This window comes from Phormidium pseudopriestleyi FRX01, assembly GCF_017313335.1.
Taxonomy (GTDB): domain Bacteria; phylum Cyanobacteriota; class Cyanobacteriia; order Cyanobacteriales; family Laspinemataceae; genus Laspinema; species Laspinema pseudopriestleyi.
In genome coordinates this window covers 1-12,920 of sequence record NZ_JAFLQW010000461.1, presented here as the reverse complement: position 1 = coordinate 12,920, position 12,920 = coordinate 1, and the positions used below count along the sequence as shown (strand labels likewise).

Sequence of the window (12,920 nt, the reverse complement as noted above, 5' to 3'; positions counted from 1 at the left end):
TGGCAAGGGTAGGGGACCCATTGGACCTGAAGAACGACAGAGGCGATCGCCCATTAAATGCGATCGCCTCTAAATATTTAACCCAAAAATAGGTTGCCTTGGCTTGAAAATGCCACAAGAAGGCAGGAAACTCGACTATCCAACCAAACTCTCTATACTCAGCGGCACCATATCGCCGCCGGTGGTTAAGCCTAATAACATGGGTTCTTGTGGTCGAATCACTTTGCCGGTGAGGACACACCGTTCCTCTCGTTGGGCCGTCGCATCTAAACTGGCGCGAATATCGTCTCTCGAAAATGAAGGTCGATACTCTCCTGATTTTTGCTGGACGTAATTCCAGAGCACGTCTCGAATCAAGGCTTGATATCCTTGATTTCCAGAGATGGCTTTCAGGCTTTCTTTCAGAGATCTCTCTAAGCGGATGCTGGTGACTTCCATTTCGGTGGTGGGTGTTCGAGTAATCGCAGTCATAACTTTTTTCCTCGGGGTGGTTTACATTCTCTGTAATATTAGTGTAGTATGTTTAGTGGAGAATTCAAGTCCTTGCTTTCAAAAAATCTAAACGTGAACTTTTTACCCATCCTTTCTACAATCACCGGACAGTATGCCAATGGCTTGGGCCGTGATGTTGCCGCAGGCGATCGCCTCGTGACATCGGCTATAGCTTTGGAGTCCATCGGGAAGGTTGAGTATGATAGGAATACGGACCGAGATTTCGAGAGTAGCGAGGATTTTAAATCCGAGTTAGGTCATCTATCAGCATGGCCAAATATTCATATAAGAAGCGGGAGGGATAGGCATCAAGTGCCTTACTCACCTAGGACGAGAAGACCCTAATAATCAGAGTTTTTTCAGCCCCCGCTTCCCCTGAATCAGGAAGTGGGGGCTGTTTTATCTGGAGTCGAGTCGTGAGCAGCATAACTAATGTGTTAACAAAATCGGTGGTGGTGTTTTCTAAAAACTACTTACCGATTAGCCGAGTCAACATTAAGCGAGCAATTGTCCTGTTAATTACAGGCAAAGCTGAACCCTTGGAGTTAAGCGATGGCAGTAATAGCACTGACTTTGGCCTGGAGACCCCTCAAATGTATGAGGTGCGATCGCCCTCTCAAGTGGTGATGGTTCCTCTCCATATCCGCCTCACCATTACGGGGACTGAACGGATTTGGAAGGTGCCTCCGGTCAACCGTCGCGAAGTCCTCAAACGGGACCACCATGCCTGTCAATACTGCGGCAGTACAAAACATTTAACCCTGGATCATGTCTTGCCTAAATCCAGAGGCGGGAGTCACAGTTGGGATAATGTCGTAACCGCCTGCATGAGTTGCAATTCTCGCAAGGGCGATCGCACTCCGATGGAAGCCGGAATGTCCCTCAAAATGAAACTCAAGGCCCCCATCCATCCGGCGATCTCGTTTGCAGAACAATTCTGGAGCGATTTGAACAGGTACGAGTGAGAGAACCCGGGGATTTGATGTACAATTTGTACACATTCTTTAGAGAAAACCTCAAGGAAACAGGTTAGACGGAGTAAATCTGAGATTGGGAATTGCCAATCGTTCAATAAAATTTTGATGTTTCACAATTCTATACCCTATATTCGCCCTTTTTTGTAAATCCCATGAACTCGGGCGACTCAGACTCTCACTCAAGGGCGAAGCAAGAATAACTCACAAAGACGAGAGACCACTGGCAATGCTGAAGTTCATTTATACTGAAACCGGCTTTAACCTAGAGCGTCTGCCTGACTCCATTGAGGAGATTGTGGCGACCCGTGTTGTCGTGGCGATGCGTGTGGGTCAAAGCATCGAGATCGCACCCTCTAGTGCGTCGTTTTTGCTGCCGGTAGATTTGCCCGGACTGAAATTTCTGGAAGCTGAGGCGTTAAACGATCCAAGCGAAATGATTTCCATCTGCGTTGCCGATCGCGAGTATGTTGAAGTCAGCCTCACCGGGACTTGGATCTCTACGGATTCTCAGAACGATTTTGGGGTCTTTGTCACCGCCTTGAGCGATCGGGCTGAGTTCTATATTCTCAAGTGTTCTGAGGAAGCGAATGCGGGAGTTTCCCTGCTCAAGGAAGTAGATTGAAGCCAATAAACCCAGGGTGATTTTAAAACCCTGGGTTCATTGGGGGTGGGCCAATATTTTCCCTTTAATTCGCTTACGCGATCGCCATTCTTATTGAGTCACTCGCGAACACAATCCAGGACCTTCTCGGACCACAACATCCACACAATTTACATATTCCATTGCCGGAGTATTTCCCGGTTGAAATGTCATGATTGAAATATTACTGGCCGCATCCCCATATTCCACCAGCAAGTTTTCTTCTACAAACCTCAAGGAACTAATAAGCCTCAACCCATAAGTTGAAAATTCATTCGGAAAGGGTCTCGGTCCCGGGACTTGAGCGCGATAGATCGCATATCCTCCCGGTTGCGGGTCAATGATAAAAATGCCACTGGTGGTGGTGGCAGCAAAATAATCCAGCACAACACCCACCACAATATGTCCCGTCAACGGATTAACTGTTACCTCGGCAAATAAATCGCCAGTCAGTTCGCGATCGACCTGATTTCCCGTTTCTATATCGTAGCTATCCAAAACCAATACATTCAGTTCATCGACATCAATGGTATAGGTATTTCCCCCCCACTCCCCTCGGAGTTGTTTCCGGTCGGAAATAATCTCGACTTCCGGAGAAAACCTCGGATTGTCCGTTTGGTTTCTCCAGGTTCGCGTAAATGCCGAATCATCGCTTAACCACTCGGGATGAGTCGATTCTATTTTTTCTTGCAGGATAGTCAGCGCTTGATTTTGATGCGGAAGTTGTTTGTAGTAGTGGGCAACATTGATTAAAGAAATGCTCATGAAAATCAATGAGTCCTCCTGTTGTTTTACAGTGGTTAGATTATAACAATTTTGTGAACAAAGTGCCTGAAATTACTGGCGCTGGGACAGGAGGGCTTTCATTTGGGCTTTAAATTTTGTAATTTGTTGAGCAGTAGGTTGGGTTTGTTTCCAACTCTCGCGGGTCATCAGGCGATCGCACCAATCTTTCAACCGAGGATAATCTTCCAGGGGTAATCCCAAACTCGGCAAAAACGGAATAGCAGTTCCTGCGACAATATCAGCCAGGGTGAGTTGTTGGTCTCCAAAATAGGTGCGATCGGCTAATTTACTTTCAAAAAAGCGTAATACCTGGGCCAGATTCTGTTTAGCTTCCTGCAACTTTTCCGAACTTTCTTCTGAAAAACCCATCCAATCCATCATCAAGGGCCGCATCGGAGGCATCATCTGAGTTAAGGTCAAAAGTTCTATCATTTTCACCGTCCCTAACATCTGCGGATTCGACGGCAGTAAAGAAGGTGTTGGATATTTCGCCTCTAAGTAATCCAAAATTGCCAAAGACTCCACGATCACAAATCCCTCATCTTCCAAAACCGGAATTTGGTGAAACGGGTTGAGCGCCAGAAACTCCGATTGGAACTGATCACCATCCAGTTTCATCGGGACCAATTCAAACGGCAGTCCTTTTTCTAACAAGGAGATCCAAACCCGGCGAGAATTAAAAGAAATCAGATTGTAGTATAGCTTCAACATGGCCTTATTTTTTGAGGATAACCTTCCGATTTTACTCGGTTTTGGGTCCAATCCCAGAACCTGGCAAACGCAACTCTACCCCAGACCATAACCACCGTTCCTCCTGGCCCATTAGGATCCAGTCCATACTTCAGTCTTTCCTCATTGTAGTATGTCAATTTTGCGGAATCATCTTAGCCCGATTATTCGCTAAAACCCTTTCATAGCAAGCATTGTAAAAATAGTTTTAAAAGAAAATCAAAAATTTTTCCAAAACCCCTTGACAGTCTTGTAGTATTTATGTAGTATGTAAATATGAAGCGAGAGGAACAGAGCAAAACGCTCCACCCAACCGCCCATCTCGAACCTTGAAAACTGAATAATTAAAGGGCCATTTTAATGAAAACGGAAACAATGGAGGACTCAATCGGTGGGGATAATTCCCTTGAATCATTCCCACCGCATCAACCGCCAAACTTTCCCAAATTCCATGTAATCTAAGGCTGATTTCATGGGGGTGTAGCTCAGTTAGCGTAGAGCACTTGTCTGTCGAACAAGTCGTCGCGGGTTCAAGTCCCGTCACTCCCGTTCAGCCCGGATTAAATTGGGAAAAACCCAGAAAAAAATTCGGTTGAAATGGATCTGGCCTCATCGTCTAAAGGTTAGGATATAGCCCTTTCAAGGCTGGGATACGGGTTCAATTCCCGTTGAGGCTACCAAATCCATATCGCAGTGTAACTTAATGGTAAAGTCCCCAGCTCATAACTGGGTTTATGCAGGTTCAAATCCCGCTGCTGCGACCAAATGTGGGGATAGTGTAACGGCTAACATGACGGTCTCCAAAACCGTTGATCTGAGTTCAAATCTCAGTCCCTGCGCCAACTGTGGTGCCGTAGGCAAATTGGTAAAGCCACTGACCTTTCAAGTCAGCGTCTGCGGGTTCAAATCCCGTCGGCACTGTCACATTGTATGGGCTGGTATCCAAATTGGTGAAGGAGCTTGACTGTAAATCAAGTGCTATTGTGCTAAACATGGGGGTTCAAGTCCCTCCCAGCCCATTCTGGAGAGGTGGCCGAGTGGCTTAAGGCGCTTTCCTGCTAAGAAAGAGCGGTTTAACGACCGTCGAGGGTTCGACTCCCTCCCTCTCCGCCTTTTTTGTATAAACTGGGTGAATTTCACCCAACCTGGAGAGATGGCCGAGAGGCTGATGGCGCGGTCTTGGAAAGACCGATCGGATTTAACAGATCCGACGAGGGTTCAAATCCCTCTCTCTCCTTATATCCCCCGGTAGCTCAGTTGGTAGTAGCGCCTGTTTGTTGGCGCAGCCTGTCCGAAGGACTTAGAACAGGAGGTCGTCGGATCGAAACCGACCTGGGGGACTGGTATTGCCTGGTGGACGATTGGCAAGTCGCTGTGACTATTATCCACAAAAATGTAGGTTCAACTCCTACCCCGGCATTCACGGCCTTGTTTGAACTTGAATTGGCAATATATTACTTTGGAGAAATGGTTATGTTACGCTAACTATAGTAGATAGCGTACCAGTGAGCCATGCGTCGAAAGAGTGTACTGTCAGATAAATCTAAAGTCCAGCAAGCGGTAAAACATTGTTCATCGGTTAAAAAATGCCTGCAATACTTGGGGTTGAGATCGGCTGGAGGTAATTATAAGCAATTCTATAAGTGGTGCAATAAACATGGAATCGTTCCACCCAAGGGAGACAATATAGTAGCCCTGAAGAACTCTATCAAAAATCGCCAAAAATCCCTGACACAAATTTTAAGACGTGAATCTGACTACAGTCGTTCAGAGCTAAAAAAAAGACTGATTCAAGAAGGTCTTTTGAAAAATCAGTGCTATGAGTGTGGTTGTTTGCCTGAGTGGAATGGTAAACCTTTATCATTGCAGCTCGATCATATTAATGGTGTAGGCAATGATAATCGCCTAGAAAACTTACGAATACTTTGTCCCAACTGTCATACTCAAACTAATACTTTCGCAGGGAGAAATCTAAAGCAGAATAAACCGAATTGTTTTTTTTGCTGTAATTGTGGTGGTTTGATTAGCAAATTTTCCAAAAAGCAATTATGTAGAAAATGTGCAGCGAAAATAGAAGGTGCCAAAAGAAGAAAAGAACGACCCCCTCTAGACGTATTAAAAGCAAAAGTTCAAAATCAAGGGTATTGTGCGACAGGGAGAGAGTATGGCGTTTCCGATAACGCGATAAGAAAGTGGTTGAAAGAAGCGGAAACTTTATCCTCACCATCAAATGTATTGCAATGATGGGGAGTCGCCTAAATGGTATGGCACTGCTCTTTGAAAGCAGAATAATGCAGGTTCAAACCCTGCCTCCCCAGTTCTACAATATTTTCATGCTCCTGTGGCGTAATTGTCCAAGGCGATCGCCTCAAAAGCGATTCATTGTGAGTTCGAGTCTCACCGGGAGTACCTTTGTTCTCTCGCTCCTGTGGCGGAATTGGTAGACGCGGCAGACTTAAAATCTGTTTTTTCAAAAAGTGCGGGTTCGATTCCCGCCAGGAGTATAAACGGGATGTATTTCAGCGGTTTAGAAGCCTTGGTTTGGGGCCAAGGAGTCGTGGGTTCAAATCCTACCATCCCGATTTTTTTTGCCCCTGTGACGTAATTGGAAACCGTCGCTCGCTCAGACCGAGTGTTTTACAGGTTCGAGTCCTGTCAGGGGTATTGGGTTTAACTCACCCAAGCGATCGCCTTATTTAAAATTTGCCCCTGTAGCCCAATTGGAAGAGGCACTAGACTAAGGATCTAGGGGGTACTGGTTCGAGTCCAGTCAGGGGTATTTTGGTGATTTATGCAGGGATGGAGCAATGGTTGGCTCGTCAGTCTCATAAACTGAATATCAGCAAGTTTAAATCTTGCCCCTGCCACCAATTTTTAATGCTGGTGTGGCTCAATTGGCAGAGCGATCGCTTTGTAAGCGATGGGTTGCAGGTTCAACTCCTGTCACCAGCTTCCGGCGGGTGTGATGTAGTGGCAAGCATCTGAGTCTGCCAGTCTCAGTGCATGGGTTCAAATCCCATCATCCGCTTTAGGAGTCCTGTAGCTCAACGGTAGAGCGCTTGCCTTACAAGCAAGATGTTGTCAGTTCAAATCTGACTAGGACTACCAACAAAAGAGAGTGTAACTTAATTGGAAAAAGTCCCGATCTTCTAAATCGGTTTATGTAGGTTCGAGTCCTACCACTCTTGCTTTTTATTCACTAAAAAAGGAGGTATTATCTTCTGAAATTCAAACGGTCTAACTTTCTGCGATCGCGTCTAAGCGTGCCCTAATTTTTGGAGATTACATACTTGAGTACGAGAGGAAAAGTGCCACGAAATAACTGTGGGCGCGTGAGAACGAGGAATACCAAGAACCCGAGAGGTGGGCTTAAAAGTAGCCATCCTTTAAAGAGTGTGTAAAAACCCATCGGCGGAGTCCCTCTAGTAACTGAGAAAGCGCAAAACGCTCCTAGCACTTGCACGAACAAGCGCGATCGCCTCACCTAAGTCTATCGTCTACTGAATCCGGGTCTGTAGTTCCAATGGGAGAACGCTTCTCTTGCAAAGAAGAGGTTGCGGGTTCGACCCCCGCCAGATCCACTGATGGTGTCTGAAGTCCAAGCGGTCCAGACGCTGGTTTGTGAAGCCAGTCCTAGCGGGTTCAAGTCCCGTCAGACACCCTGCGGAAGATGCTGCTGAATGGACGGCAACTGGTCTCGAAAACCAGAGTACGGGTAACTGTAGGGGTTCGATTCCTCCATCTTCCACCACCCACCAGAGGCCGAAAAGTGAGGCACCGTGCTGATAACACGGGGTTAGGAGGGGCAGTACCTCCCTGGTGGATTTCCCTTTGCCAGCGGATCTGAAACTGATGCTACGAACGTCAGTGGCGGTGGTTCGACTCCATCCAAAGGGGCTTTCTCTTGCCTGTGAGATGCTTCGTGCATAACTTTCAGGTAAGGGACTATTCCTCGATAGCTCAATGGTTGAGCATCCGGCTGTTAACCGGAGGGTTCTTGGTTCGAGTCCAAGTCGAGGAGTTTCATTTAAGTGAGAGGTAAAGTTAGGATGAAATATTTTAAGTGTGACGGATGTTTGCAGTCGGCTTTGAGTTACAGATGGGTTAGGGGTGCAAATCCCTGAAGTGATGTATGGAAGCTGCTGCTGATGGGACGGCAACCAGTCTTGAACACTGGGGTACGGTGGAAATCCGTAGGGGTTCGACTCCTCCAGCTTCCGATGAAATGGTATAAAATGGGTGGTGGGCAGATCGGTTGATGCATCCGACTTTTAATCGGATCAAGAGAGGATGAAGCTCCTCTACCACCCTCTCTAGGGAGAAGAGAACATGGTTCACATTCGTTTTGAAGGTCGTTCTTACGACGTTACTGAAAGTCAAATCGGCATTACTGAATCCATGACCGATGCAGCTATCAAACAACAGCTTGCCCGTCACTTGGAGGTCAGCGAAAATCGTTTCAAGGATTATGTTTGCGATCGGCGTCCTTCCGGTGATTTAATCGTTCGTCCAGAAGCAGTTTACGGTTAAACTCCTCAGAATTTAGCCAGAATTTAGGAGTTACAAATGATTTCTACGATTTGACAACAATTAGCACTTCGCGCCCTAACTGAAAAAGCTTACATACTTGCTCATTGGTTGAGCATTACTTTATCCTAGTAACCCTAGCAGGTTCGAGTCCTGCGTATGAACCAACGGCTTTCTTGACTTGCGCGAAGTGTTTTAATTTTTCCTGTTCAAAATGGTTTTAATATCCAGGCACTTCGTGTCCTAATTCAGAAAGCTTACATACTTGCTCAATGGTCGAGCATTACTCTCATAAAGTAAAGGCAGCAGGTTCGATTTGAAGCGTATGAACCAACGGCTTTCTGGACTTGCACGAGGTGTTTAAATTTTTCGAGTTTCATCATGCTTGCAGTATTCCAGCACTTCGCGCCCTAACTGAAAAAGCTTACATACTTGCTACTGGTAAAGCGCTTGATTCAAAATCGAGTACCCGAAAGGGTTTGTGGGTTCAATTCCCATGTGTGAACGAAAGGCTTTTTAAACTTGCGCGAAGTGTTCTTTTTTTTAGGTTAAATCGGCAAATCATTTAAAGCTCATTTAAAAAAAATAATTTAGACAGAAGGAGGACATTCATGGATGCAGCAGAACGGGATTTAAGACTGGAAATTTTGAATAGTTTGCTGACAACTCCCCATCGCAAACTGGAAGATGTGGCGGAATTACATCAATTGATGGTGGAAGTTGACCCGATTTTCTATGGTCATTTGGGGGTTTGGTATAGCAAAAATGGGGATGTCCGAGATCATAAAGAAGTTTTTGTCGGACATTTACTCACCAGTCCTTTAACCGCACATCGGTCAGCGGGTTTTGTGATGCTGCAAGGGTTTCCTCCGTATCAAGTCGGACGGGTTGTGGACTTTATGAAGCAGCATCGGGGGAAAGTACCGCGTTCCTCACGCACTGCAGTGACTCAATACCTGCGCGATCGCGAAAAAAATGCCAAATTCTTCGATCGCGCCGCACTTCGCAACCGGAGTGCAATGAAACATCTGTATGCCAGCTTGCATATCAAACCGAGCGATCGCGCTGATGCGGTGTTGTTTAAAAACAAACCCCCCCAGGATTCTCTCGCTTATATCCTGAAGCAACTGGCAAAATCGCCCAATCCGGCAGAACAAGCGGCGCTGATTGTGGAACATAATATCCCCTATCCGATCGCCGTCGGTGCAATTAAACAGTTAACCCCAACCGTCTTAGTCGCACTGATTAACTCCATGTCGGCGCAGGAAGTAATCAATAACCTGAAATCCTTGCAAGGACGAGGTGCGATGGATCATCCCGATGTCAAAGCACTGATTGAGGGGAAATTACAAAAAGCGCAAACGAGCGATCGCGTCTCTGCCTACAAAGCGCGAGTCGCTGCCGATGCTGCTAACCTGGATGCTGCCACCACCGCGCAGTTAGAACAAATTACCAATGAACAAGTCAAAAAGCGCGGGAAAATCAGCAAATCCACAGGATTGCTGGTGGACAAATCCGGTTCAATGGACTCGGCGATCGCAGTCGGTAAGCGTCTAGCTGCCATGATTTCCGGGATTTCCGAAGCAGCACTCTATGTCTATGCCTTCGATACCATGCCTTACCCAGTTACTGCTCAAGGCAGTGAATTAAGCGACTGGGAACGCGCTTTCGATGGGATTAACGCCGGTGGCGGAACCAGTATCGGTTGTGCCTTAGAAGCCATGCGTCGGAAAAAGCAGGTTGTGGACCAAATCATCCTAGTAACAGACGAAGGTGAGAATACTAATCCCTATTTCGCCGATGTTTACCAAACCTATTCTCGCGAACTGGCGATAATGCCGAATGTGATCATCGTCCGAGTGGGAAATTCTTGCAACTGGGTAGAAACTCAACTCAAGAACAAGCAAGCGCCAGTGGAAACCTTCACCTTTGGCGGGGATTACTACTCATTGCCGAATCTCGTCCCCTTGCTGTCTCGTCCCTCGCGACTGGACTTGCTGATGGAAATTCTGGACACACCCCTGCCGGTGCGTCAACATAAATAAAGGAAGCAGGATGCGCTACGGCGCGTCCTGCTTTTTTATACCTATTCTACTTTTAATCATAATGCAGTGTGGACTTTGCCAACGAGAGAACGGCTTAATCACCACCGACTATTAGACGGACTTCTATTGAAGTTTCAGTCTTTTTTTATGAGATTTTGGCTAGTTTTAGATACAGAAAAACCAATACCCTCAAGGGTAGGAAATAGAGGAGTGCGAGCATCTTGCTCGCTAGAACAATAGCGAGCAAGATGCTCGCACTCCGTTGTGAAATTGGAGAATCGCCCATTCAAAGAAACACAACACTGAGAGGTTTCTTTCTTTGAATGGGTGGGTTCTAGCTAAAGTGTAGGATTCTCCTAATTGCTATAGGTATATTCGGGCAGTTCACAAACGTTAACATTCGTTTGATACACATCCCCTACCCCAACACCGTCACCCGGTCCAAATGTTGCCCATAAGTCATAACTGCAGGTGGATATGCCATCTTGAATGGTGACGGTTGAACTTTCTCCTGGCCCGATCACTCCATCTAGCAAAATATCTGGTCCATAGTCATCGGACTCTGTCGGGGCAATGTAAAAATGTGTTAAGTCGCGACCGGTGTTATTAGTCAGCGTAAATTCTACATCCGCAGCATCTTGAGCTTGCGCGGTGTAGGTTCCTCCGGACCAAATGACGGGAACTGAGACGAGAGCCACTGCTAACATTTTACGAATAGAATGGTTAAACATTGTTTGAGTCCTTTAGAAAAATGAGCTGGGTGTGACGATATTGACGATATTGAAGTCTAAGAATGCAAGTCACAAAGGATTCGATCGCCCCATAAGCGATCCCCATGAGCAACTGTAATTCTCTACTTGAATGACCTCTATCCAGTCGGTATTGGGCAACGGGTTGGTAGATTGATCTAACATTTAACCCATGTTGCGGGACCCTAGGAAAACGGTTGATTCTCCCTAGTAGTAGCGGCCCTTTAGACTGGTTTAGAGGTCGTCTTTTAGAAGACGATCGCCTGATTGGAACAAATCCGGGGGCGAACCCCCGACGTTTATACCCTAAGAGTGCTTAGGTCTTCCTGAAAAGAGACCTTCTTTCCCTGAGAGGGAATGCCGGAAAGTTTTTCGTTCAGGTGCTTAACCGACTGCTTCAACCTAACCGATTTGACTGGGTTATAGTTGATGGCTTTGCTCTGAGTTAAGTTCTCTCAAGTTATAACTTTTGAGAGATATCTAATTCATAACACAAGGTTGAGGTAGATGTCAATCCAGTTGAGATTAATTTTTTGCTAATTGATTGGGAATTTATAGCCCCTATCATCGGTAAAATTCAGTTAAGACGAGTAGTTATCGGAAAAAGTTCGGGGGAGTTAAAAAATTTTTTACCTAGGTCCAGCTTGACCTGATCAAGCGAGTTACGCCACTTCTGCCTAGGACCGAAGCCTAAAACCTTATTCGAGACAATTTGTGGCTTTCCTTACATTCTATATGTTTCTCACTTTTCGCGATTTGCCTTACTTCGGTTTACGATCGCCCTCTGACTCGATCGCAAAAAACTGCTTAGTTGCCGGTGCATAAGTCCAGGCAAATCCTGCCGGATCTTTCTCCCGACTCCAATCTAGAAATTCCGGTTTGTTCTTATTTTTGCTAACGGTAGTTGGATGCACCCCCAACCTTGTCGCCAATTCAGTTTGATTCATCGGAGGTGGCAATACCACCCGGCGCTTTTTCGGGGCCACTGCTTTAGGGGCTTTCGGTTCGGACATAGCTGGAACGCTAACGACATCGATGGTTTGGTAGCGTTCTGGTAATTTAATACTGGAAAAACAGTAGACCATGCCACCATTATCGGTGATTTCATATCCAGCGGCGAACTCGCGAGCACGTTCCTCTAAATATTCTTGCGCTTCAGTCCCAGAAATGTCCCCACGCATGGCAAAGTCTAGGGCGGTTAGACGTCCCTGGTTATCTTGGATTAATTGATAAAACAGGGCATTGAGGCTAGAAAGTCGTTGTTGTTCCTTTTGTTGATATTGTTTCCACGCCCATCCCAGTCCGGAGATCACAGCGACCCCCAGCAACATTCGCCATGCAGATAAGATGACGGTGACGCCGACTAAGATAGGCACCAGCACAATCAGCCGGGATTCTAGGGTTCCGGTGGTTTGGGGTGGGTTGCTGGGGTGGGGGTCACGGTTCATCTCGCGATCGGCTGGCATTTTTACCTAGAGTTGGATTTAACTTGGGAGTGAGCATGGGCGTGATTTGCCACAAATTGCATTATTGCATCTGCTGTTGGTTTTCGTCACGGCGATCGCATATCCCCAGGCGGATTTTGTAAATTGCGCCCCTAACTAATGCAGGAGTCCTCGCTGCTATAGCAATCCTAAATGATTTATGCCCTCTCTTGCTCTAGCCCTGTCAAGGTGTATTTGTAGAGGTGCAATGAGATCGCCATCAAGAGGGTTTGGAGACCAAACCCCTACATCAGATCAGAGGATTTGGTCTCCAAACCCTCTTGAGGCTTGTCCCCTTATGAATTGCTGGAATAATTTAGGCAAACCGATATAGGGTCTGGGTGCAGCCCGAATTGTTGATTTAGGTCAGGTCCAATGTAAGACGTTCGTTAAAATTGACACTCCCCGGTCTAAAGACACGGGGATTCTTGCATAGCCTTAGACCAAAGCCTAATTCTAATGGGCGCTGCTCATTTCGCCTCTAATAAGTC

At 46.4% G+C, this 12,920-nt stretch carries 10 protein-coding genes and 27 tRNA genes; 32 read left to right on the top strand and 5 right to left on the bottom strand.

Features of this window, described 5'->3' with window-relative positions:
• Positions 1-135 precede the first annotated feature (135 nt).
• Entirely contained in the window at positions 136-471 is a 336-nt protein-coding gene (locus tag J0895_RS17435; RefSeq protein WP_207089285.1) for a hypothetical protein, read from the bottom strand.
• Between the two features lie 437 nt (positions 472-908).
• On the opposite strand from J0895_RS17435, the gene J0895_RS17430 reads away from it, so the two are divergent.
• Both J0895_RS17430 and J0895_RS17425 read left to right on the top strand, forming a co-directional pair.
• Positions 909-1,457 carry an HNH endonuclease gene (locus tag J0895_RS17430; protein ID WP_207089284.1) on the top strand — a complete coding sequence of 183 codons (549 nt, stop codon included), beginning with the start codon at positions 909-911 and terminating at the stop codon, positions 1,455-1,457.
• A gap of 238 nt (positions 1,458-1,695) precedes the next feature.
• The gene (locus J0895_RS17425) at positions 1,696-2,091 is read left to right on the top strand and encodes an alr0857 family protein (RefSeq protein ID WP_207089283.1); all 396 of its coding nucleotides are present in this window, start codon (positions 1,696-1,698) and stop codon (positions 2,089-2,091) included.
• Positions 2,092-2,181: 90 nt separating this feature from the next.
• Here the strand turns inward: J0895_RS17425 and J0895_RS17420 are convergent, their stop codons facing one another.
• Both J0895_RS17420 and J0895_RS17415 read right to left on the bottom strand, forming a co-directional pair.
• On the bottom strand, positions 2,182-2,874 hold the full coding sequence (locus tag J0895_RS17420) for a hypothetical protein (RefSeq protein ID WP_207089282.1): 693 nt from the start codon (positions 2,872-2,874) through the stop codon (positions 2,182-2,184).
• 72 nt (positions 2,875-2,946) lie between these two features.
• Positions 2,947-3,606, bottom strand: a complete 660-nt coding sequence (locus J0895_RS17415) for a glutathione S-transferase family protein (RefSeq protein ID WP_207089281.1) — start codon at positions 3,604-3,606, stop codon at positions 2,947-2,949.
• Between the two features lie 492 nt (positions 3,607-4,098).
• Here J0895_RS17415 and J0895_RS17410 point away from each other — a divergent pair.
• From J0895_RS17410 to J0895_RS17265, 30 genes are all read left to right on the top strand, one after another.
• Positions 4,099-4,173, top strand: a tRNA-Asp gene (locus J0895_RS17410).
• Between the two features lie 56 nt (positions 4,174-4,229).
• Positions 4,230-4,304, top strand: a tRNA-Glu gene (locus tag J0895_RS17405).
• 9 nt (positions 4,305-4,313) lie between these two features.
• A tRNA-Ile gene (locus J0895_RS17400) sits at positions 4,314-4,388 on the top strand.
• Between the two features lie 3 nt (positions 4,389-4,391).
• Positions 4,392-4,466 (top strand) — tRNA-Trp (locus J0895_RS17395).
• 5 nt (positions 4,467-4,471) lie between these two features.
• Positions 4,472-4,545, top strand: a tRNA-Glu gene (locus J0895_RS17390).
• Between the two features lie 11 nt (positions 4,546-4,556).
• Positions 4,557-4,643: transfer RNA gene (locus J0895_RS17385), tRNA-Tyr, on the top strand.
• A gap of 4 nt (positions 4,644-4,647) precedes the next feature.
• A tRNA-Ser gene (locus tag J0895_RS17380) sits at positions 4,648-4,734 on the top strand.
• A 37-nt stretch (positions 4,735-4,771) separates the two neighbouring features.
• Positions 4,772-4,861, top strand: a tRNA-Ser gene (locus J0895_RS17375).
• 5 nt (positions 4,862-4,866) lie between these two features.
• Positions 4,867-4,964 (top strand) — tRNA-OTHER (locus J0895_RS17370).
• A gap of 7 nt (positions 4,965-4,971) precedes the next feature.
• Positions 4,972-5,044, top strand: a tRNA-Asn gene (locus tag J0895_RS17365).
• Positions 5,045-5,136: 92 nt separating this feature from the next.
• Complete coding sequence (locus tag J0895_RS17360) at positions 5,137-5,868, top strand: HNH endonuclease signature motif containing protein (RefSeq protein WP_207089280.1); 732 nt, start codon at positions 5,137-5,139, stop codon at positions 5,866-5,868.
• A tRNA-Gln gene (locus J0895_RS17355) sits at positions 5,869-5,942 on the top strand. It begins immediately after the preceding gene.
• Between the two features lie 17 nt (positions 5,943-5,959).
• A tRNA-Leu gene (locus J0895_RS17350) sits at positions 5,960-6,033 on the top strand.
• Between the two features lie 13 nt (positions 6,034-6,046).
• A tRNA-Leu gene (locus tag J0895_RS17345) sits at positions 6,047-6,128 on the top strand.
• Positions 6,129-6,132: 4 nt separating this feature from the next.
• Positions 6,133-6,206, top strand: a tRNA-Pro gene (locus J0895_RS17340).
• Positions 6,207-6,214: 8 nt separating this feature from the next.
• A tRNA-Leu gene (locus tag J0895_RS17335) sits at positions 6,215-6,288 on the top strand.
• A gap of 41 nt (positions 6,289-6,329) precedes the next feature.
• Positions 6,330-6,403, top strand: a tRNA-Leu gene (locus J0895_RS17330).
• A gap of 13 nt (positions 6,404-6,416) precedes the next feature.
• Positions 6,417-6,494, top strand: a tRNA-Met gene (locus tag J0895_RS17325).
• A 9-nt stretch (positions 6,495-6,503) separates the two neighbouring features.
• Positions 6,504-6,576, top strand: a tRNA-Thr gene (locus tag J0895_RS17320).
• Positions 6,577-6,580: 4 nt separating this feature from the next.
• Positions 6,581-6,652, top strand: a tRNA-Gly gene (locus J0895_RS17315).
• A gap of 5 nt (positions 6,653-6,657) precedes the next feature.
• Positions 6,658-6,732 (top strand) — tRNA-Val (locus J0895_RS17310).
• A gap of 6 nt (positions 6,733-6,738) precedes the next feature.
• A tRNA-Arg gene (locus tag J0895_RS17305) sits at positions 6,739-6,812 on the top strand.
• 320 nt (positions 6,813-7,132) lie between these two features.
• Positions 7,133-7,205: transfer RNA gene (locus tag J0895_RS17300), tRNA-Ala, on the top strand.
• A 6-nt stretch (positions 7,206-7,211) separates the two neighbouring features.
• Positions 7,212-7,285 (top strand) — tRNA-His (locus J0895_RS17295).
• A gap of 4 nt (positions 7,286-7,289) precedes the next feature.
• Positions 7,290-7,375 (top strand) — tRNA-Ser (locus tag J0895_RS17290).
• Positions 7,376-7,573: 198 nt separating this feature from the next.
• Positions 7,574-7,645, top strand: a tRNA-Asn gene (locus J0895_RS17285).
• A 113-nt stretch (positions 7,646-7,758) separates the two neighbouring features.
• Positions 7,759-7,844 (top strand) — tRNA-Ser (locus J0895_RS17280).
• Between the two features lie 109 nt (positions 7,845-7,953).
• A complete protein-coding gene (locus tag J0895_RS17275; protein ID WP_207089279.1) occupies positions 7,954-8,154 on the top strand; it encodes a hypothetical protein in 201 nt (66 codons plus the stop codon).
• A gap of 255 nt (positions 8,155-8,409) precedes the next feature.
• Positions 8,410-8,484: transfer RNA gene (locus tag J0895_RS17270), tRNA-Met, on the top strand.
• A 278-nt stretch (positions 8,485-8,762) separates the two neighbouring features.
• Positions 8,763-10,196, top strand: a complete 1,434-nt coding sequence (locus tag J0895_RS17265) for a vWA domain-containing protein (protein ID WP_207089278.1) — start codon at positions 8,763-8,765, stop codon at positions 10,194-10,196.
• Between the two features lie 356 nt (positions 10,197-10,552).
• Here the strand turns inward: J0895_RS17265 and J0895_RS17260 are convergent, their stop codons facing one another.
• Together J0895_RS17260 and J0895_RS17255 are read right to left on the bottom strand one after the other, a co-directional pair.
• Complete coding sequence (locus J0895_RS17260) at positions 10,553-10,927, bottom strand: hypothetical protein (RefSeq protein ID WP_207089277.1); 375 nt, start codon at positions 10,925-10,927, stop codon at positions 10,553-10,555.
• A 779-nt stretch (positions 10,928-11,706) separates the two neighbouring features.
• Positions 11,707-12,411 carry a hypothetical protein gene (locus J0895_RS17255; protein WP_207089276.1) on the bottom strand — a complete coding sequence of 235 codons (705 nt, stop codon included), beginning with the start codon at positions 12,409-12,411 and terminating at the stop codon, positions 11,707-11,709.
• Between the last annotated feature and the right edge of the window lie 509 nt (positions 12,412-12,920).